This window comes from Cupriavidus sp. 01L415, from assembly GCF_056400065.1.
Window position 1 is genome coordinate 15,562 of the sequence record NZ_JBFTSP010000001.1, and the last position, 21,378, is coordinate 36,939.

General features: G+C 64.1%; 13 protein-coding genes. 5 read left to right on the plus strand and 8 right to left on the minus strand.

The genetic code is table 11. The annotated features are described in order from the left end of the window. Positions 1 to 3 precede the first annotated feature (3 nt). Both AC1DOX_RS00080 and AC1DOX_RS00085 read right to left on the minus strand, forming a co-directional pair. Positions 4 to 1,758, minus strand: a complete 1,755-nt coding sequence (locus AC1DOX_RS00080) for an FAD-dependent oxidoreductase (protein WP_441623369.1) — start codon at positions 1,756 to 1,758, stop codon at positions 4 to 6. Positions 1,759 to 1,819: 61 nt separating this feature from the next. Continuing rightward, positions 1,820 to 2,779 carry an MBL fold metallo-hydrolase gene (locus AC1DOX_RS00085; RefSeq protein WP_092135841.1) on the minus strand — a complete coding sequence of 320 codons (960 nt, stop codon included), beginning with the start codon at positions 2,777 to 2,779 and terminating at the stop codon, positions 1,820 to 1,822. A 362-nt stretch (positions 2,780 to 3,141) separates the two neighbouring features. On the opposite strand from AC1DOX_RS00085, the gene AC1DOX_RS00090 reads away from it, so the two are divergent. After that, a complete protein-coding gene (locus AC1DOX_RS00090; protein WP_441623367.1) occupies positions 3,142 to 3,945 on the plus strand; it encodes an IclR family transcriptional regulator in 804 nt (267 codons plus the stop codon). Further along, positions 3,942 to 4,790 (plus strand): IclR family transcriptional regulator, encoded by an 849-nt coding sequence (locus tag AC1DOX_RS00095; RefSeq protein WP_441623365.1) that lies wholly within the window; start codon positions 3,942 to 3,944, stop codon positions 4,788 to 4,790. The genes AC1DOX_RS00090 and AC1DOX_RS00095 overlap by 4 nt, the downstream gene beginning before the upstream one ends. A gap of 64 nt (positions 4,791 to 4,854) precedes the next feature. Here AC1DOX_RS00095 and AC1DOX_RS00100 read toward each other — a convergent pair whose 3' ends face one another. Further along, positions 4,855 to 5,754, minus strand: coding sequence for a LysR substrate-binding domain-containing protein (locus AC1DOX_RS00100; RefSeq protein WP_441623363.1), 900 nt, complete (start codon positions 5,752 to 5,754; stop codon positions 4,855 to 4,857). A gap of 166 nt (positions 5,755 to 5,920) precedes the next feature. Here AC1DOX_RS00100 and AC1DOX_RS00105 point away from each other — a divergent pair, with 166 nt between their 5' ends. From AC1DOX_RS00105 to AC1DOX_RS00115, 3 genes are all read left to right on the plus strand, one after another. After that, positions 5,921 to 6,910, plus strand: a complete 990-nt coding sequence (locus tag AC1DOX_RS00105) for a Bug family tripartite tricarboxylate transporter substrate binding protein (protein WP_441623361.1) — start codon at positions 5,921 to 5,923, stop codon at positions 6,908 to 6,910. 70 nt (positions 6,911 to 6,980) lie between these two features. Next, positions 6,981 to 8,024 carry an asparaginase gene (locus AC1DOX_RS00110; RefSeq protein ID WP_477101340.1) on the plus strand — a complete coding sequence of 348 codons (1,044 nt, stop codon included), beginning with the start codon at positions 6,981 to 6,983 and terminating at the stop codon, positions 8,022 to 8,024. A 17-nt stretch (positions 8,025 to 8,041) separates the two neighbouring features. After that, the gene (locus tag AC1DOX_RS00115) at positions 8,042 to 9,490 is read left to right on the plus strand and encodes an N-acyl-D-amino-acid deacylase family protein (RefSeq protein WP_441623357.1); all 1,449 of its coding nucleotides are present in this window, start codon (positions 8,042 to 8,044) and stop codon (positions 9,488 to 9,490) included. A 317-nt stretch (positions 9,491 to 9,807) separates the two neighbouring features. Here the strand turns inward: AC1DOX_RS00115 and AC1DOX_RS00120 are convergent, their stop codons facing one another. Genes AC1DOX_RS00120 through AC1DOX_RS00140 form a run of 5 tightly spaced genes read right to left on the minus strand, consistent with a single transcriptional unit; the run spans position 9,808 to position 21,348 of the window. Next, on the minus strand, positions 9,808 to 15,360 hold the full coding sequence (locus AC1DOX_RS00120) for a DEAD/DEAH box helicase (protein WP_441623355.1): 5,553 nt from the start codon (positions 15,358 to 15,360) through the stop codon (positions 9,808 to 9,810). Further along, the gene (locus tag AC1DOX_RS00125) at positions 15,357 to 16,487 is read right to left on the minus strand and encodes a hypothetical protein (protein ID WP_441623353.1); all 1,131 of its coding nucleotides are present in this window, start codon (positions 16,485 to 16,487) and stop codon (positions 15,357 to 15,359) included. The genes AC1DOX_RS00120 and AC1DOX_RS00125 overlap by 4 nt, the downstream gene beginning before the upstream one ends. 12 nt (positions 16,488 to 16,499) lie before the next feature. Next, on the minus strand, positions 16,500 to 18,392 hold the full coding sequence (locus tag AC1DOX_RS00130; RefSeq protein ID WP_441623351.1) for a hypothetical protein: 1,893 nt from the start codon (positions 18,390 to 18,392) through the stop codon (positions 16,500 to 16,502). Then, positions 18,389 to 20,062, minus strand: coding sequence for a competence protein CoiA family protein (locus AC1DOX_RS00135; RefSeq protein WP_441623349.1), 1,674 nt, complete (start codon positions 20,060 to 20,062; stop codon positions 18,389 to 18,391). The genes AC1DOX_RS00130 and AC1DOX_RS00135 overlap by 4 nt, the downstream gene beginning before the upstream one ends. Positions 20,063 to 20,118: 56 nt before the next feature. Further along, on the minus strand, positions 20,119 to 21,348 hold the full coding sequence (locus tag AC1DOX_RS00140) for a Druantia anti-phage system protein DruA (RefSeq protein ID WP_441623347.1): 1,230 nt from the start codon (positions 21,346 to 21,348) through the stop codon (positions 20,119 to 20,121). Between the last annotated feature and the right edge of the window lie 30 nt (positions 21,349 to 21,378).

The following is a 21,378-nucleotide window of genomic DNA, read 5'->3' on the forward strand; positions in this document are numbered from 1 at the left end:
GGATCAGGCGAGCACGGGCGCTCGCGTCGCGGGCGCCTGTGCGATGGACGGTTGCGCCGACGCACGGCCGGTGGCCTGCGCGAGCGCTTCGGCAATGCGCCCGGCATCCACGGCACGCCAGCGGGCGCATACGTGTTGGTCGGGACGCACCAGATAGCAGGTGCCGGGGCGTGCGTCATAGCGCTTTGCCGCCAGTCCCTCGGCATCGCGAACCACCATCGCACCGGGCCACGCTTCGGCCGACGCGGCCATGTCGGCATCGGTGACGAACACCAGCCGCAGCGGCACGGCGTCCTGTTGCAGCCGCATCAGCGCTTCACGGCACGCCATGTCGAGCCCCGCAGGGGCGCCAAAGATCAGCGCCACAAACGCATCGCCAAGTTGAGGCAACAGCCATTGCTGGCCCTGCGGCCCGGCGACCGGAGCATCGGCGCATGCGGCACCGGGCACCATCGCGCCGGCAAACCCGTCGGTGTCCGCCGTGTTCAGCGTCGATCCGTGCAGTACCGCCGGCACCGATAGCCGGCCGCTGTTGACCAGCTGGCGCGCGAACGCGTGATCGCGTGCCAGCGTCAGCACGGCGTCGCGGAAGATCTTGCTGACCGCGCTCTTGGGTGTGATGAAGTCGGTCGATCGCGTGGAGTTGCGGATGTTCTCGTCGGCGGCGTATTCGCGCTCGCTGGCATAGGTGTCGAGCAGGCTGTCCGGCGCCTTGCCTTGCAGCACGTAGGCCAGCTTCCACGCCAGGTTCTCGGCATCCTGCACGCCGCTGTTGGCACCGCGTGCGCCGAAGGGCGAGACCCCGTGCGCGGCGTCGCCGGCGAACAGCACGCGGCCATGACGGAAGCTGTCCATGCGCGTGCACGCGAACGTGTAGACGCTGACCCATTCCAGTTCGAATTTCGCATCGGGGCCCAGCAGCGCCTGCACGCGGGGAATCACGCGCTCGGGCGTTTTTTCCAGCACCGGGTCGGCGTCCCAGCCCAGCTGGAAGTCGATGCGCCACACATTGTCCGGCTGGCGATGCAGCAGCACCGACTGGTTCGGATGAAACGGCGGATCGAACCAGAACCAGCGCTCGGCCGGGAACGGCGCTTCCATCTTCACGTCGGCGATCAGGAAGCGGTCGCGGAATGTATGACCGTGGGTTTCCAGCCCCATCATCTTGCGCAGCGGACTCCGCGAGCCATCGGCGGCCACCACATATCGGCCGCACAGCGTGTAGCTGCCATCGGGCGTTTCCACGGTCAGCGCCACGTGGTCATCCCGCATCTCGATGCCGGCCACCCGGCTCTTCCAGCGGATCTCGATATTCGGCAGCGTGCGGGCCCGATCCAGCAGGTAGCCCTCCACGTAGTACTGCTGCAGGTTGATGAACGCCGGGCGATGGTGGCCATCTTCCGGCAGCAGGTCGAACGCGTAGACCTGCCGGTCGCGCAGGAAGACCTTGCCGAGGTGCCAGCGCACGCCCTTGTCCACCATGCGGTCGCCACAGCCCAGGCGGTCGAAGATGTCGAGCGTGCGCTTGGCGAAGCAAATGGCGCGCGATCCGGTGGACAGCGTGCAGTCGTCATCGACGAGCACCACCGGCACGCCATGCCGGGCCAGGTCGATGGCCGTGGCCAGCCCGACCGGGCCGGCACCCACGACGATCACGGGATGCGCGACCCCGGCTGCCTGCCCGGGGCGCTGTTCGGCGCACGGCACGTAGTCATACGTCTGGCGCTGATAATCGATGTCGACTGCGGTACTGCTCATGATGCGGTTGTCTCCGTCCACTGCCTTGGCGGCAAGTTTTGTGCTGGGTGTCGGGTCGGCGTCAGTCCTGCAGCGCCGCCCACATCTCCTGGTCGCGCTGGGCTGTCCAGATGCGCGGATGCGTGATGCCGGCGGCCTCGTCGAAGGCGCGCGAGACATCGAACGGCAAGCAGTGTTCGTAGATGAACACCTGGCCAAACTTCGGATCCATCGACTTGCGCGCGTGCGCCATCGCGGCCTTCAGGTCCATCCGGTCGGCCACGGCATCCTTGCCGGCCTGGAACAGCGTGGAGACGAAATCCTTGGTGTAGGCCAGGCCCCGCGATACGTCCTCGGGTGTGGTCAGCGCCGGACCACGGCCGGGGACCAGCTTTTCGGGCTGCAGCGCCGCCAGCGCGTCGAGCGTGGCCGGCCATTGTTCGAGCTGCGCGTCGCCGCAATAGCAGGCAGCGTCGTACTCGACCAGATCGCCGGAGAACAACACCTTCTGTTGCGGCAGCCAGACCACGGTGTCGCCCTTGGTGTGGCCGGCGCCCAGATGCGCGATGCGGACCTCCAGCTTGCCCATGAACAGCGTGATCTCCTTGTCGAACACCAGCGTCGGCCACGTCAGCCCCGGCACGGTCTCCACGCCGGCGAACAGGCGCGGAAAGCGTTCGATCTCGGACTTCATGTCGGCCTCGCCACGCTCCACGATCATCTCGTAGGTGCCACGGCTGGCGATGACCTGCTGCGCACCCTCGGCAAAATAGGCCGACGCGCCCAGCACGCGCACCGCGTGGTAGTGAGACAGCACGACATACTTGATGGGCTTGTCGGTCACCGCGCGGATCCTGGCGATCAGGTCCTGCGCCATGGCGGGCGTGGCGGTGGTGTCGACGATCATCACGCCGTCGTCGCCGATGATCACGCCGGAATTGGGATCGCCCTCGGCCGTATAGGCGTAGGCGTTTTCGGAAAGCTGGGTGAACGTGATCTGCTTGGCTTCCAGATCGGCCTGGGACGCGAAGGCTTTTGCCATGTCTGCCTCGTATGAGATGTTCGAATCGTTGGATGGGGTCGAGGCGGGACGGCGGGCACGGCCTGCATGGTTTGCGGTCGAGACTCAGTGGTCACGGACAGCAGCTGGCTTTTGTGGCGTTGTCTCGCCCCGTTCGTTTTCTGGACTGCACCGGATGTCGGGGTAAGGGAATCTTAGGAAGTCAGTCGTTATTAGTCAATGACAAATACAGTTGCCAATGACTAATATTCTGCGAAGGCGCTTTCCACCGTGGCAGACCCCGGGAAAACCCCAGCGCCGCAAGTCGGGAGGGCCGGGGGCACGCGGGGTCGCTTCCTTTAATATCTGGGCTTTCAACGCCTGGTCGGGCAAGGCACACACGCATGGCAAGAAACGCGGGCACGGGGTCTTCCGAGACCGGCGACAAGACACAGCGCGGCATCCAGAGCGTGGAGGTAGGCGGCCGCGTGCTGCGTGCGCTGGCCGACGCACGCCGTCCGATGGCGCTGGCGGACCTGGCCGCCGCCGCGCAGATCGCCCCGGCCCAGGCCCATACCTACCTGGTGAGCCTGACCCGGCTTGGCCTGATCAAGCGCGACCATATCGATGGCCACTACGAGCCTGGCCCGCTCGCGCTGCGGCTCGGCATGCTGCACCTCGATCATGATCCGGCCTATCGCGCCGCCGTTCCGCGCACGCAGGCACTGGCGGCCGATATCGGGCACAGCGTGGCGATCAGTCTGCCCACGCCGCAGGGACCGACCATCGTCCATTTCGCGCACGCCGGCAGCCCCTTGCACGTGAACCTGCACGTGGGCACGGTGATGGCGCTGGCAGCGACGGCTACCGGGCGGACCTACTGCGCCTTCCAGCCGGCGGCGCACTGGCAGTCGACCTGGACGCGCCAGCAGGCCACGACGAATGTCCCCGGCCTGCCGGCGTTCCAGGAGGCCCTTGCCACCATCCGCGAGCGTGGCATGGAACGCAGCATCGATTCGCCGAGCCCTGCGGTCAGCAGCCTGGCAATGCCGTTACTCGACGATGCGGGCGCGTTGCGGCTGATCCTGACGGCGATCGGATCGACGGGTGCGATCGATGTGGACTGGGCGGGACCGGTCGCCCGAGCCCTGCGCGCCGCGCTGGACGACATCGCCGATGTCTTTGCGCACGCGGACACCCACGCATGACGGCCATCACCGACATCACTGACATGAGCGACATCGCGGACAACACGCTGGCCGACAGCGGCAAACCCCAGCGCGGCATCCAGTCGCTCGACAACACGGGGCAGTTGCTGGCCGCGCTGGTCGCGGCGGGCCGCCCGTTACCCTTGGGAGAACTGGCGCGCGCTGCGGGCATGGTGCCGGCCAAGGCGTTCCCGCACCTGGTGAGCCTGCAGAAGATCGGATTGCTGTCGCGCGATGCGTCGGGGGACTTCCTGGCGGGGCCACTGGGCCTGGAACTGGGACTCATCGCGCTGCAGCGGCTCTCCCCCACCCGCGAGGCAGAACCCGAGGTCATCGCATTGGCGCATGCCACCGGGTTGTCCGTGGCGATGGCGGTGCATGGCCCGCTCGGGCCCACCGTGATCCGCCTGGAGGAATCGGCGCGTCCGCAGCACGTCAGCCTGCGTGTGGGCACCGTGCTGTCGATGGTGAACACGGCAATCGGCCGAACCGTGGCGGCGCATCTGTCGGCCGACGTGCTGGCCGGCGCGCTGGCGCAGGATGCCATCCGCATGGCGGGCGTGGCGCCTGACACGGTGCTGTCTGCGGACGGCACGCTGCAGACGCACTATGCGGAGCGGTTGCGAGACGTGCGCGAGGCCGGCATCGACAACGCCGTGAGCCGGCCCGTGCCCGGCATCGATACGCTGGCCGCACCGGTGTTCGACCACACGGGCGCACTCGCCGTCGTGATTGCGGTGATGGGCAGCAGCGGCAGCTTCGACAGCGACACCGGCAGCGATACCGCCACGGTGGTCCGCCAGGCCGCGCAGCGGCTGTCATGGCGATTCGGCGCGCCGGCCTAGACCGTCACCGTCCGCTTCAAATGAAAAAACCCCGCGCAAAGGCGGGGTTCTTCATGCGGTGCGACTATGTACTCTCCGTTGCCTGGTCCTTCAGCCACTGCCTGAAGACCTGCAGCGATTGCAACTGTGCGGACTCGTCTGGATATACCAGGTAGTAACCCTTTGCGTAGCGCCACCTTCGACGAGAAAGGCGTTTCAATCGCCCCAGTGCAACCATGTCGTCCGCCATGTAGGGCGGCAGCAATGCAACGCCCATGCCGGCGACCGAAGCGTTCAGCGCCATCGACATGATCTCGTATCGGGGGCCTTCCCGACCGGCTTCGCCCTCGATGCCTTCGAGCGTGAACCACTCATCCCACGCATCAGGCAAGGTCTGGTGGTGAATCAGCGATGATCGAGGCGTACGCGCGTCGATCGTCTTTCCGTGCTTGCCAATCCATTCAGGCGCCGCGTAGGGCGAGAGAATCAATGGCAGCACGAATTCATTGTGCAGCCCCTCGCGCTGGCCATCACCGAATTCCAGCGACGCATCCACGGCCGTGGTGCGGAAATCCACCGGGCCTACACGCGTGCCGAGATTCAGCGTGATTTCACCATGGTCTCTCGTGAAGCCGGGCAGGCGCGGAATCAGCCAGTATGTGCCGACCGATGCGCCGACCGACAGCGACAGGGTCCCCCCTCGTCCCTTGAGGGCCATCACATTGGCCGTGGCTCGCTCGAGCCTTTGCAGCAGCGGGGCGATCTCGCCCAGGTAGTAGCGGCCGGCGTCGGTCAATACCAATGCGTCGCGTCGGCGAGTGAACAGCCTGACGCCGAGTCGATCTTCCAGTGTCTGAATTTGCCGGCTCACCGCCCCCTGTGTGAGCCGGAGCTCCTTGGCTGCCGCCGTAAAGGAAAGCAGGCGCGCGCTCGCTTCCAGGCATAGCAAGGACATCGTCGATGGGGCACGCACGTGGAAGTTCATTGGAATGATGCTGGCTTGTCAGGTGGCAACCGGGATCGCGATGTCAGCAGCGCATCCATGAGGAAATCTCATGCTATCCCCAGTAAACATGGTTTGTCCAACACCGACTGCAATTCTAGGATCTGATCGACACACCCACGGTTATCCAAGGAGAAGAGAGGAGCCAATGACCACAAGACGCTTCACCCGGCGCGAGATGATGACGCTGGGAATTGCCGCCACATCCCTGGTCCTTCCAGGCCTGGCCCGCGCCGCCGGCTGGCCCGGCCGACCAGTCAGACTCGTTGTGCCATCCGCCGCTGGGGGCTCGCCCGATGCCATATGCCGGATACTTACCGAGGAACTTTCACTCTCACTGGGTCAGTCCTTTATCGTGGATAACAAGCCCGGCGGCGCGGGCAACGCGGGCATGGTCGACTTGGTCCATGCAGCGCCCGACGGCTACACGCTCGGCTACGGCAACGTTGGCACCCTTGCCATCAACAAGGCGCTGTTCAGGAAACTTCCCTACGATCCCGACAAGCAGCTCGCACCGGTGGCCTTGCTCGGCTATGTGCAGAACGCATTGGTGGTACGCAAGGACCTCGGTGTCGACAGTGTCCAGGCACTGATCGCCCGGGCCAAGGCCAAGCCTGGCGCGCTGACCATGGGGTCGGCTGGCAATGGCACGACGGGACATCTGAGCGGGGAACTGTTCAAGAGCATGACGGGGACGTCGATCACCCATGTCCCGTATCGCGGCAGTCCACAAGCCATCCAGGATCTGCTGGGTGGCCAGGTGGATTTGATGTTTGACAACCTGAGCTCGATTTCGCCGCATATCAAGGCGGGACGACTCAAGGCGCTGGCCGTGACGGGTGCGCAGCGCAGCGCGCTGTTCCCCGACATTCCCACGCTCGCCGAATCAGGTGTCCAAGGCTACGACATCGTGGCGTGGGGCGGAATCGTTGCGCCGGCGCGAACATCGCCGGACATCATCGCGCAGCTGAACAGCGTCATCAACGCCATTCTGGCCAGGCCCGCTGTCCGCGAACGGTATGCCACCATCGGTTTCGAGACGCTAACGGGTCCTCCTGCGCGGCTCACCGAGCGCGTGGCGCGCGAGACACCGCTCTGGGCCGGTGTCGTGAAGCGCTCCGGCGCACAAGTTGACTGACGACTCGAATTTCATCCATCCCCCCGACATCATGAAGACTTCCATTCGCGCGTTCCTGACGTGGTTTGCGTTGGCGAATCTGTTCGTACTCCCTGCCGCAGCTCAACAGGTCAAAGGCCAGCCGGAACAGCCCGGCAACGCCCGCAAGCCTGGTGTCGTCATCCTTGCCACCGGCGGCACGATTGTCAGCGCCACCCCCTCGCCAACCGACATGGCCAACTACACTGGCCAGTTGGCCGGCGTCGATTCGCTGTTGAAGGCGGTTCCCCAGATTCACAACTACGCGAATGTTCGCGCCGAGCAGATCGTCAACGTCGGCAGCAACGTCATTACCAGCGAGAACATCCTCAATCTCGCCAAGCGGGTCAACGCAGTGCTGGCGGAGCCGGATGTCGCCGGTGTCGTCATCACGCATGGCACTGACACGATGGAGGAAACGGCTTATTTCCTGAGCCTGGCCACCCGCTCGAGCAAGCCGATCGTCATCACCGGATCGATGCGTCCGGCGACATCGCTCAGCGCCGACGGGCCCGTCAATCTCCTCGATGCCGTCATGGTGGCTGCAGATCCCGGCTCGCGCGACCGGGGCGTGATGGTGGTGATGAACGACCGTATCAGCGCGGCCCGGTACGTGACCAAGATGAACACCCTCAACGTCGACACCATGGGTGCACTGGAACAGGGCTACCTCGGTGCCATCGCCGGAGAGCGCGTGCTCTTCTACTTCGAGCCCGCGCGGGCCAGGGGTGAACTGTACTTCGATGTGTCGGCGGTCACGAAGCTGCCGCATGTCGAGCTGGTGTATCGCTATCAGGGGCAGGAAATGCAGCTCGTGCGCGATGCCGTAAGGGAGGGCGCCCAGGGCGTGGTCATCGGATTCACGGGCAACGGCAATGCCAGTCCGGACCATGAGGCGCTGATCCGCGAGTTCGGCAGCAAGGGGGTTCCGGTCGTTCGAAGCTCACGCGTGGTGAGCGGCATCGTCACGCCGAAGGTGTCGGGAAGCATGGCCACCGGCAGCCTCACGGCCCAGAAGGCCCGGATCCTGTTGATGCTCGCGCTGACGCGGACCAAAGACCTGGGGCAGATCTCCGAGTTCTTCGCACAGCAATGAATGACAGGGGCGAGCGCATGAATACGACGCTGGATCTGATTCTCGAACGCGGCACCGTCATCGATGGCACCGGGGCTCCCCGCCAACGCCTGGACGTTGGCATTGCCGCGGACCGCATCGTTCGGCTAGGAGACTTGTCGCGTGTCCCGGCTACCAGGCGCTTCGATGCAACCGGCTGTATCGTTGCGCCCGGTTTCATCGATGTCCATACGCATGATGACCGGCTCTTGCTGGAGGCCCCCGAGGGTGCGCATCCGAAGCTGTCGCAAGGGGTGACGACTGTCATCACTGGAAATTGCGGTATCAGTCTGGCGCCGCTCCATTCGCTGGGAACCCCGCCAGCACCGCTCGATCTGCTGGGTGCGGGCCCCTGGCGTTACGGGAGATTTGGCGACTATCTGAACGACCTTGAGGAGTCCGGGCCGGCGGTCAACGCCGCCTGCCTGGTCGGGCATTCCACCTTGCGTGTCAACCGTATGGAGCGACTGGATCGTGTCGCGACGATGAGGGAGCAGCGACTCATGGCGAGCGACCTCGCGATGGCATTGGACGCGGGAGCCATCGGCATGTCCACGGGGCTCTACTACCCGCCCGCCACGGCCGCGAATACCGACGAAGTCATCGCGGTTGGTGCGCCGCTTACGGCCGCCCGGGGAATCATCACCATGCACATCCGGGATGAGGGCGATGCCATTGCCGACGCATTGAGCGAGGCGTTGCTGATTGGACGCGCACTCGGTATCGAAGCCGTGCTGTCACACCACAAGCTGGTCGGCAAGGCGAATCATGGACGCTCCGTGGAAACCCTGTCCATGATAGACGCCGCATCGAGGAGTCAGTCTGTCTGTCTCGACTGCTATCCCTACAACGCTTCCTCGACGATGCTGTTACCGGGCCGAATCGCACAGTCCGATGATGTACGGGTGACCTGGTCGCAGGCCGATCCCAGCGCCGCCGGTCGCTCGTTGTTTGCCCTGGCAAGGGAACGCGGGTTGCCTCCTGAGATGCTGGCGGAGACCTTGCAGCCGGCCGGCGCGATCTACTTCGCCATGAGCGAAGACGATGTCGGTCGCATTCTTCAGTATCCGGCAACGATGGTGGGCTCCGACGGCCTGGCACACGATGTGAGTCCGCATCCGCGCCTGTGGGGCACTTTCCCACGGGTCCTCGGCCACTATGTTCGCGAGCGTCGCCTGTTTTCCCTTGAGACAGCTGTTCACAAGATGACCGGGTTGAGTGCCAGCCGTTTCGGTATCACGGAAAGGGGGATCCTCGCCGAGAACCACTACGCCGATATCGCTGTTTTCGATGAGCAATCCGTGGGCGATGCGGCCACTTTCGAAAATCCGACCGCGGTGAGCACTGGCATCAAGGCAGTGTTCATCAACGGGAAGCTCGCCTGCCGGGACGGAGAGACCATGGAGGTGCACGCCGGCAGGGTGCTTCGGCACGGTCGCTCCAACTGACACGCGGTCGGGCTGCCATGCTGGCCGGCTGCCTTACTGCCACATAAGGTACTGAGGCAAAAGAAAAAACCCCGCGCAAAGGCGGGGTTCTTCTTTACAGATTCTGCTTACGCAAGGTCAGATCGGTTCTTTCCACCTCAATATACTTAGCGTTCTGTAATGCTTTGAATATTCATTAAAATTCCATAAAAATGCTACAAACATTGACGAAAAGTGTCTCATTTCTATCCCTGTTTGACTGATTTCGAGTCTCACCGTGCTACATCTCGTGCGCGAACGACCAGACGTGGCTCACCCAGTTCAACACGGCTTCCCCTTCACGCCATCCGGAATTTTTCTCGTACCTGCTGGTGTGCGTCCGGAAGATTCGATTGCAATACGAACTCATTAAGGGCGAGATGGTCGTCAATGCCACCGGCCGACGTTACCGAGTGCTTGAAATCTGCCCGTCCAATCAGCCCCGGATAGCAGCCGAGCGCAAGTCGGCGACCGCCGCGCTCGACCACTAGCGGCATATCCGGTGCCCCCCCTTCCACGCATACGAAGCTATCCAACTCTAGACTGGCACGCAGCTGATACAGTCTCTCGGCCTGAACCTCAGGCAACGCGCATTGCGGGGCCTCGCCATGAATCGCGTAGCGCAACAAGGATGCACCGAGCTTGCGGTCAAGTTGACTCTGAATGTGTTGGTTGTGGAAATGGTCTAGGCACTCGGTGCACGAGGTGTCGCACTCGCAGCCTTCAAGCAGTTCCAGCGTGGCCTCGAGAATCTCGGGTAAGTTGCGGGCCGCGACCTCTGCGTACCCTGCCCCACCCGAGAGCGTGTCGTACAGGAAGAGGTCGACCATGCGGGCGCCATCCTGCAGCGCGGGCACGATCCGAAAGCCTGCACCAAATTCGGCAGGGTCCAGATCCAGTTGCCGATGCCGGCTTGCCGCGAGCCGCAGCCCCTCGGCAATCGTGTGGAGCGCACCTTCGAGCATGCGAAGCACGACGGGTTCAGCCGTGTTCGTCACCATCGGTGCCGCAAGCCGAATCCGCATCAGCAGCAAGTCCGTGGTGAAATCGTGGCCCAGCAGCACCCGCCGGTACTCGCCAACGCACGGCTTTCCCCCCTGGGCTCCCAAGAGCTTGTACGGGCGCTCGTGGGGACCGCCGGCCGGAGCGTGGCTATCGAAGACCTTGGCCGCGCCACAGTCCACGCACACCGAGAAGCCACCCAGCGGCCCACCCTCCTTGCCCTGGTTGACCGTCACCAGCCTGCGGTCGGTGGCATGGGTATAGCGCGCGTTGGGACCGCACTCGATAAACTCGAAGGCCTCAGGATCCACCGGCTGGGGAAACTGCGCCATCGTGGCATAGGTGATCTCCTGCTCGCGATCGTCCTCGAGCAGTTCGCGCGCGGCTTCCGGGCCGAACACCTCCGGCTCGATCATGGCCTCTTCCTTGAGCGCCCCACCGCATACTGGGCAGGCACTGTCCGCTGCGTGAGCGGCATGCGGGTTGCGGACAAACGAGCAGGCTTCGCAGTGAACAAGCCGCCTGGGGTTCGCAAACAAGGGCCGGGCGCGGTGCGTCTCGGTCGGCGGCACGTCCGCAAACACGCCGCCGGAACGGTATGTCTTCTTGTCGATGACGATGAGCCGGCCGGGCGCATACTCGCTTAGCGCCTGCGAGATTGACTGCTGCGGTCGCTGCACCGTACGCACCTCCGTCACGCCGTTCGGATTCTTTTCGATCTTTTCGACTAAAAAGCTACACAGGCTGGTCGGAAAGGCGTAGCTGGGCAGCAACCCGTGGAAGAAGAGGAACTCCAGCAATTCTTCCTGCTCAAGCTTCGGGCTCACAGGTACACCGTCGGCGCCCCCTGGATCCCCCCCCTCGCTCGTATCATTCGCATCGACTTGCCCAATCCCCTGTGCCGGCGGATGCGGCACGCCCTTGCCGAGGCGATAGAGATCCGCCACGAATGCCGCGCTCGTTTTGGCGAGCCATTGCTCGATAGTTGCCCCACCAGTATCCAGGGAAGGCGGCAGCCATGCCGCCACCGATGCGCGCAAATCGCCGTCGGCGGCAAGGATGCGCCGGGACACCCACGCCTCGAACGTCTTGAGCGTGAGGCTGGTATCCCTACCCCCATGAAAGAAAACTCGCGTCGGGCCCAACGCCTTTTCGAGACTTGCAGTCTGTGCTCCCGTGCCACGGTCGCCCTGGTCCATCCGTTCATGGAAGAACGTCTGGATCAGGTAGGCGTGCACGTGCCTGCGCGCAATCTTCTCGTTGTCCACCTTGACTTCCGGCGTACGCGGCGCGCCCGCGACGATGTGTGCCGGGTTCAGGAAATAGTGGCTGTCGTGTGGTCCGGTCTGCGAGTACGTTACAACGGTCGATACGGAGGCGCCGCGCCGCCCCGCCCGGCCTGCCCGTTGCTGGTAGTTCTCGCGCTGAGGCGGGACATTTCTGAGCGCCACTGCCACCAATGATCCGATGTCCACACCCACCTCCATGGTGGTGGTGCAACTGAGCACATCGATCGGCCTATCGTCCTTCTCGATCAGCACGTCCTGGAATCTCAATTCGTAGCGCTCGGTGGTGGCATGAACGCTGCTGCGATCCCGATTGGAGAGCTGCGCCGTATGTTCCTCGACGCTCAGGTTCGAAAGCTTCCCTCCATCCAGAGTCTCCTGCACTGGCTGCCGCCAGAATCCCTTGCGCGCGGCAATGTAATCGCTTGTCGTAGGATCGACCAGCTTGACGCCCTCTCCCCCACAAGCCACACACGATGTCTTGCCAAGCGCCAGCGGCGTCAGCACCGTACACTCGGGACACTGCGCCCAGATGTGCGCCAGATCGACCGTCAGGCGCAGGGCGTTCGGCGCGAGAAACCACAGACCCTCTTTTTCCGTGGCCAACTGCTCGCGAAGCGCGGCCTCTATCGCTTCGACCGCCGGCTGGCTCCAGCCCGCACGCCTGGCAAGCGCCTGGCGAAACAGGCGCACAAACTGCCCCTTGCTTCCCCACAGTGGCTTGTAATATCCGCCGGCCTTGTTGCGCAGGAATGCATCGAGCGACGGGTCAAAGGCAAATTCCTGGAGCAGCCCGTCGATCCAGGCGACCGCCAGTGCGCGCACGTCTTCGTCGGTCAACGTGACGCTTGTCGCCTTCATGCTTTCCTTGAGTTTCAGGAGCTTGCCCTTGGCGGGCTCGACAAAGCCAACGGTTGTCCCGGACAGCGAATAGTAGGTACTGCCCAGGAGCTTGAGCATTGCAATGCGATACCGGGAGGGTATCGGATCGGTCAGCGAGAAGCCACCGAAGGCTTGCTCCAGTTCACCGTCGCATTCGCTCACAAACTCCGCTCGCCCCGCCGCGACCTTCTTCGCATCGATGCCGTCGAAGATCGGCAAGTCTTCGTCGCAAAGAACGGACAGGAACGCGATGTATAGATACTGATTCGGCTTGGGTTCCTGGCGAATCGCCTCGAGCCGTCTGCAGGCGCGCGCAATCGCGCGCCGAAATACGTCGAGCTCGATGTCGCGCGGGATATCGCGGGCGAGCCGTGCGGCCTTTTGCCGACCATCGGAAAAAATTAGGACCTTGCGCCCGCCATTGGGATGCGCAGTGTCGACCGTACGGCTTAGCGGCTGACGCTCCATCTGCGTGCGTACGAGCGTCGTGAATGGCGCCTCCCCCTTGGTCACATGGTCCATGACCTTGGACGGCTCATCCCGCCCCCCGCGCGTGGGGCGCATGCACACCGGACAATCGTCAAACAGCATCTCTGCGCCGGCCGCTGCGGGCTTGTCCGGAACCCGCACCCGCCGGAATCCTGTGGCATCCGGCGGCCTGACCGGCGACAAGCGACCCGTCGCCACGTGCAGCCACATGTCTTTGTGGCGACTGCGCGGGTGGACACCCTCCTCGACCAGCATGTCCAGAGGGATCAGATCCACAGTTTCGCTCGCAGACAACGGGCCGCTGGGCTGATGCCATACGAAGTCCAGGCCCGCGCTGACGTAGCCACGCACAAATGCCGCACCGCAATCGCGGTGCGTGTACAACTCATACACACGCGCCTTTGCGGTGCAAGAACATTGGCCGCGCGACGTCGTGTGAAGCCGACCAAGAATCGTTGGCTTGTCCCTGGCGGAGAGGCGCTGCGAACAACTAGGGTCCATGCAGGCATAGAGCCCCGGCAACCCGCGATGAAACAGATGCAGGCGTGTGGGGATCAGCACGCGACCGTCCTCTCGTCGTGCGTGGCTGCCCAGCGCCAGCAGTGCATCAGCCGCCCGCTGCGCAATCCCGGACTCGCACTCCGGAAACAGCAGCGTGCTCAGCGCATCCAGTCTCACCGCCTTGCCTGACACCGTTTCGATCAGCGTCTCGAGCGGCCCGAAGCCGGTCAACGCCTCGAACAGCCACGCCCGGAACGCGGCATGGTCGCCTGCGCCCGGTTCGCCCCAGCCGAGCTCCCGCGCCAACGCCCTCGCGGCCTGTCGCGCTGCCTCCAGATCTTCGGCCACGTTCTCGAAGGCAAGCAGATCAAAGGCCGCCAGCGCCTGCGCCTCTCCCCGGGTGGCGGGCCGCGCGGGGGCGCGTAGTTCCCGGGTGCCCTGGATGACCTTCACCCGTCGCGTCGAGGTCTGCGAAAGCCCTGTCAGGTCGCGGGCGAAGCGCTCGCCATCGGCGATTGCCGTCTCCCCGGTTCCCAGACTCGCACTGGTGAGAATGCAGCGCATCCGCTCTCTTGGGATCTCCAGGCGCGCGCACAGCCGCCGGATGAGGAGCGCCACCTCGGCACCACCCGCACCTCTATACATGTGCGCTTCGTCCAGGACTAGGACAAATTCATTGCGTGGATCGGCCCGAAGCCAGTCCCGGGTCTGCGCAAAAATGTCCCGCTCGATCGGGCGCATGAGCATGTACTCGAGCATCGAGTAGTTGGTGATGAGCAAGTCCGGGCAGCGTTGCTGCATCTCGTGGCGCATCATCAGTTCCCGGTCATCGTCTTGCGTGACGAGCCGTTCGTCCCAATGTTTCGCGACAAACGACTTACCCGCTTTCTTGCCCGATGCGTAGGTCTTGCTCTGAACCAGATCACCGCCATAGAAGGCGTCGAGATCCTTGCTCGGCCAGCGGCCGATTTTTTCAAGTTGGCTTTGCAACGCCGTATCACTCGCGATCTTGCGATAGAACTCCTCGAACAGCGGCTTGACGAAGCGATCATCACGCGCGGCGGTGCGCCGCCCCGGATAGGGCGTGCGCCCGGTATAGCTGCCGAATCGTACCGGCCGCGACTGGGCGCGCGTCAGCACCTTCGCAGCCTTCTGATTGCCCAGCAGCCGCCGGATGCGTGCAAGCTGGTCGTTCACCAGCGCATTCATCGGATAGAGGAGCATCGCCCGGCACCCAAGGAGTGCCGCAGATGCCGGTCGCTCGGCTCGCTCGATGGCCAGTTGCCCGACAATCGGCATCAGAAAGCTCTCAGTCTTGCCTGACCCCGTGCCGGTGGCGACCACCAGGTCCGCAGCTTCCTCGCCCAGAAATGACGTCAGTGCCTGCGCCTGGTGCTCGTAAGGTCGCGGATAGATACCGACATCCAGCGCCGCCAACGCCGTCAGCGCCTCGATGGCGGGCTGGGGGATCGGCAGCGTCTCGTAGGGGGCGCTAACCTTGTAGACAGGCGTAGCCTCCACATATGGCCTCTGAGCGACCGTCGCATCCTGCTCAAGGAGAGCGTGGCGCTCGCGGATCAGCCCCTCGTCCCGGATGTGATATTGCGCTTCGATGTACTGGCGCAGGTTGTCCGCTAGGCTTCTCGCCGTTTCGTGTACCCCGGCCGCCTCGCCTCGTTTTGTCGCGCTCATCTGTGTCCTTTGCGATCATTCATGCGTTGGGCTCCGCGATCCGCCATGCGCTCACCCGTTCCCTCGCCCATTTCCTTGCTCTTTTGCGCGAGTTCCTCCACCCGCTCATCGACCACGATGCCTAGCCCTTCGAATGCCTGCCGGACGATCGGAAATACCGGCGCCGGAAACACGTGATGCGCGAATGCGGATCGCTCGCCTTCCGGCGCAGCAACCCTCCAGCCCAATTGCAACACCCGGGCCTCCTCTTGCGGCAGCCAACGCGCGAGCCGCAGCCTGAGCAGCCCCCTGGATGGCACCGCTTCGATCCGCACACAGCAGTGCGCCTGAGCGTCCAGGCTGAAACGCAGACGTCTGGCTTGCTCTGCGCCGATGGTGGCAAGTCGGCCCAGACGCCTATTCGAGAACCTGCCCAGGAAATACGACCGGCTCGCGCCGATCTGCGCGCGACCCAGCAGCATTCCCGTTTCCATCGTTGGCAACTGCGCGACAGGCACCCATTCACGGCGCAGATACACTTGGACTTCGCCCATATCGGCAGGCGCATCCGTGAGGCGCACCGCAGCCTCGGCCATGCAGCGCTGTGACCAGGTATGAAGGCCTTCGACTGGCGCGCCGATCCATGCGCTTGGCTCCCAAAGCTCGACCATGTCTTCGCTTCCGGCCAGCGACAGAATCCTGGCCCGCCCGGCCACCGCAATGTTGCTCGCCAGCCTGCGGGGCAATGCGTCAAGCGGACCACCACCGAGGATCACCGCTGTCCCAGTCGCAGCGCGCACGGCATGGACCGGCGCGGCAAGCCATCGTCCGCCTTCGAGCCTGACCATATCGCCCAGTTCGGCGAGGCTCTCCAGGACTTCCAGCACAGACGGGCGGGTCGGCTCACCTGGCCCCGCAAGGGCCGGCCACAACGGCACCAACCTGCGCCGGACCATGCCGGTCACCCGCAATGAAGTCGGCGCTTCCCATGCGCCATCGCACTCGGTGGGCGCCGAACACTGGTACAGCATGGCGCGCAAGCATTCCGCAACGCTTGATATGCGCAGACCCTCGCCTCCCAGCGCACATTGCATGCCGGCTGCCAAGATGTTGCACGCCCTGTCGCGCGAGACGGCCTGCCATTGCATCACGTATCCTCCTCAGGCCGCTTCGTCTGTCTGCCGCGCCGCCAGTTCGCGCGCAGCGAGTTTGCGGATATCCTCGACCGGACCACTGGAGGCCTTGGCCCAGGGAAGTGCCCACGCCGTGAGCAAAGCGTGAATGTCCGCTTCCGGGCTTCCCTGCGGCATGCTGCCCAGCATCGCGCCGGCCCGATAGATTATTCGCCGCCATAGCGCGCCGCCCCCAAAGGCGGCCTCGTCCAGTAGCGCTTCCAGCTCACCTGATGCCGGCGAGCCGGCCTTTGTGTCGATGCCGTCGAGTTGCGACCAGGCCTTTCGGGCAAGACGTCCATACCGAAGCTGCGGCAATCGTGCAAAGGCGCCGCGCATGGCAAGCGCATCCGTATCAAACACGGGGCCAAGTTCGGCGAGCGTGCCGCCCTCGCTGAAGGTTGCAGGGCCCTGGGCCCAGGTAGCGATTAGCGCAAAGCCGTTCTCATCATCCAGGCCAAACTGTCGGCGCACGACGATGTCCCGAATGGCACTGCCATACACTTCAAATGCAGAGCGATTCGCGCCCTTTAGCACCAGGCATCCTGAGTTGCCGGCAACGGAACGCATACACTCGGCAGCCACCTCATCGGAAATCAGCCCGACTGGCACGCGCCATGCCTGGTGGACCGCCCCACCAATCGCAGCGGCAATGGCATCCGCCATCAGATCGGCGAGCGAACCCGATAGCTGAATCAGTTGGCCTGCGACGAGTGCGGCCACACTCTGACGGGCTATAGAGATCGCCGCGCCCTTCGTGACACCGGTCGCCTGCAGGTTCGAGGCGATCGCGTCGCACACGTCCTCAACGCGATGCAGGTCAACGAATGCGCCATCGCGGCAGGTCTCCACGAGGGTGGCCCACTGGCTGACATCGCCCTGAACGGCCGTTGCCCCAGCACGCGCAGATGTCAGGGAAGCTTCCTGGCCGGCCAAGCGTGTGCTCAGGTCGGCCACCGATGCGGCAAGTTCCGCCCAGCCGGCACCCTGCACGGAAAGCCCATCGACGGCTGAACTGATCGAAGTCACCTCGGCGAGCGCGTGGGCGAAGCCTTCGTGTCGTGCGTCGAGCGCGCGCAAGGCATCATCGTGGGCGGCGATCCTGGCAACTGCGTCCTTGGCGGTCTCGGCCAATTGGCGTGCGGCCGTACCCAGTGCTCCGACAGAGTTCTCGAGTTGGCGAAGGCGGCCGGATTTGTCATCCACGACGCCACGCAACTGTGATAGTTCGGTGGTGCGCTCGGCCTCGCTATTGCGCGTTTGCTCCACTGTCCTTGCGAGCGCGTTGCAGGCAGCCTCGACTCGCCCAATTCGCTGCGATGCGGCACTTGCACCTACTTCGATCGCATCCACACTGGCTTCGATGCCGGCCAGCCGGACGGGCATGCCATCCAGCATCCGATCTCGCTCCAGCACGGCGGCCGTGCGAAAACGTGCAAGCGCCGTTTCCACATCCGAGTGGTCGGGGAATCCGCTGAATGCAAAAAGTCGCGCCACGTCTTCACGAGAAGTCTGCGGGCAGTGTTCGACAAGGCCACGCAGGAAGGCGAGACCGGCCTCCGCGGTCAGCGTCGTGTCGTCTCCCCGCGGCAGCGGCCGCCCCAGGCGCTCTATCGCCCACGCTTCCCAAGTACGGGCGAATTGCTCCCATTCAGGCGCCCCCTTGGGGCTGGCCTGGGGATGCGTGAGAAGGCTGATCAAGCGTTTCTGCTTTGCCTTGAGCTCGGCCTGCTCGCCGGGCCTGAAACCATCGACCTTCGGGAAGCGTCGATACAAGGTCATGCGTACACCTTGCGGCACCTCCACAATGAACTCGGCGATGGCCGCTTGCCCCAATGCGCGGATCCGTTCCCGGGCCTCCTTACTGTACTGGTAGCTCATATCATGGCCCCTTCTTGCAGGCGTTCAAGTTCAAAGCCGCAGGCGAGAAGTTCCTTCACCAGCGAGCGGTATTGCGGAATCAGCCCCGGCCGCGGCCTGGCCGCCGCAAACGCGTGCACCAATCCCATATCGTCCCCCATCACGTCCACCGCCACCCGCGTGGACACATGCAATTGGGAAAGAAAGCAGCGCAGTCGCGTACGCAGTGCCGCGGGGAGTTCGCATTGCGCGGTGGCTTGTGCGCCCCCCTCGAAACTTTCAAGCCGCAGCCGGCCGAATCCGTGGAAATCGATGTCGAGGCGATAGGCGGCGTTGCCCCATACCTCCACCAGCGTGGGGAATGTCTGGGCATCAGCAAGACGCATGTGAGGAGCATGCGGTGCCGCTTCGCTTCCAAAGCGCAGCGCATAGGTGCGCAATCGGCCTGCGGCATCGACGCGCAGCTCGCCCGGCGTGCCGGCGGGCATGGAAAGATATTCGGGAACCACCCCTGTGCGTCTGAATTCGGCCGCGATAGTGGCAGACCTCGCCGCGTGCAGCGCGACGAGCCGGCGATCGCCCTCGGCTGTCCGGAATGCAAGTTCGACAGCCGGCACCGATGTTGGGGGAGCCACGTGCAAGGAAAAGTCCAGGAAGGCCTCGCTGTCGGTATCCGAGACGTCGGCCACCCTGACAAAGTTCGCACCCTCCGCGCGTAGCGAAAAAAATGCAGGCGATGCCTCCACGCCAATGGCGGTGCGCTTTGTCGTACGAATCTGGGCCTGCATGGCGGGGCCCGTGCCCGACGCGGCCGGTGACATCCCGAGCGCGGACACTACGACCACCTCTGCGCGAACGCAATCGATTGCGTTGATGCTGCCCTGTCTTGTGAAGAATGGCCAGACCGGCAGGATCAAGGGTAAGGGCGGTGCCATGGGAAGCCCGGTGAAGGTCTTCAGCCACGCCACGCAGGACTCGGAAGGCTCGTCTGGAAGGGTGGCGAGTGCCAGGCGCCATCCCTTCTGGTCACCTAACGGCTCGATCACCAGTTCGTCCGGGAAATCCGGGTCGGCTGGCGAATGCCAAAGCAGCGCGAACGCCTGGCCGTGCCGCAAGGTCTGCGCGCGGGGAAACCCTCTGAGTTCACCGCTTCCCGACGCGCTGAATGCAACGGCCCCGGACGCAGGCAACCCCGGGCACTCGGGCTCCACGCCGTTGACGAACGCGGGATCGGGCTTTCCTTCAAAGGAGACGATGCGGTATGGCGCCACGGACGGGTCAGCACCGACGCGACGGGGGGACCCCATGCCGCGCATGTTCACGTGTTGCAGGCGAGCGCCAACGTCAAGCGTAAGCACGGCCGCACACTCCCGGCAGGAGGGGAGGATCAATTCGAGTTGCCACGCCGCTCGTTCCGGGGCCGGGGGAATCCAGAGACGCAGTTCCATCTTCCGCCGGCTCGCCACGACGCTACCCGCTTTGCCGTGCGGATGAATGCCCTGTTGGCCTGGCACAAACCGTTCGCACGCGGGCGACCCGTACCCCGGCCAGTGCGAGAAATGCGCTTGCCGGAAGGCGCCGGCGCGCAGATTGACCGGCGCCGCGCAGACCGGACAGGTATAGCGGCGCGAGCCGCGCGCCTGTCCCGCAGACTCCAGGTTGCCCGTCACCCCGTCGTAGGCATACTCCACAGCCCCTCTCCCCTAAAAATCTGCCGCCGCGCCTGGGTTCGTCTTATGCTTTGCGTCTAGCGCCCAGCGGCCCGCCTGTACGATTGCTCGGCCTCGACCTGATTGCGCAGCAGCCGGGCCTGATTGCCGAAAAGCTCAATGAGGTTCGCTGCGCTCCAGGTGCGGTACTCCGGGCGGCGCATCGCCCGCGGGATCATCCACCTGTCCACAGCCGACGCTGCAATCTGCCTGGCCGAAAGCAGGCCGGCCACATCGGGTCGCCCTTTACCGGTTTGCAGGATGCGGGTGGCATTGCTCGCGAGCCGGCTGAGGAACACTTCGCGCTGGATGCCGTGCTTGAGCAGGTCATCCTTGAAACCGAGCGATGCAAGCGCTGCACGCGTCGTGCGCAGGCGCCAGTTGGGCCCTTGGCCAAAGGCGTGCTGGTCGGCGTAGGTGTGGTCGATATCTCGCAGATAGTCGCGCAACTCGCCAAACAGCCGATCCGGAATATGAAAGTGCCCCCAACCGCCCGTGTAACCGATGGGCTCGAGGTATGGGACGCCATCGAGCTTGAGTCGGTTGTAGACCGAAGATCGCCCCATGGACGATGTGGTGGTGATGGCCAGCAGGCGCGCCTTTTTTTCTTCCCCGGAAATGACACCGGTCGAACCGCCATAGGCACGCGCGAAGTCGTCGTACAGGTCGCGGCTACGCAGCAGGCACGCCACCAGTTTGCCGCCGAGCAACGTGTTATAGGGGGGAAGTGCCCCAAGCACGTAGGCGTCCATCAGATTCACCAGGCGGGCACTGCGGTCGTGCGTGTCCCAGCCGATGAAATTGTCCCGTACCGCAAGATTGAAGACTGGATCGCCAATAGCAATCAGTCCCATCAGCTTTCCGTTGTGTTCGTCCCAGACGAGGTATCGGAGACGCCGGCCAAATCCGCTGGAAACCGGCACGGACCATGACAGCGATGCGAGGCGGAAGAGATCGCCATGCTGGGTGCCCGATGAGACGCGTTCGAGCACGGGCGATATTTTCTGCGGGTCGACTTCCATGCCCGATGCGAAGTGTCGCATCAGGTTGGCACCCCGTTGGGCAACAAACTGTTCGCTCGCGGAAAGCCGTTCCTGTCGTTGGGCGCGGTGCAGGGAACGAATCGCTTCCTTGCCGTTCCCGGGCGCCTGAAGAATTCCGGTATCGGATCTCGTGAAGCCCAAGGTGCGCAGGTGCGTCCGCAGCTTCCTCTTTAATGTTGCTTCACGTGGGTTGACCCTGACCACTGTGGCTGCGCCTTTTGGCATCTTTTGTCTCGCGTCACACTTACGGTATAT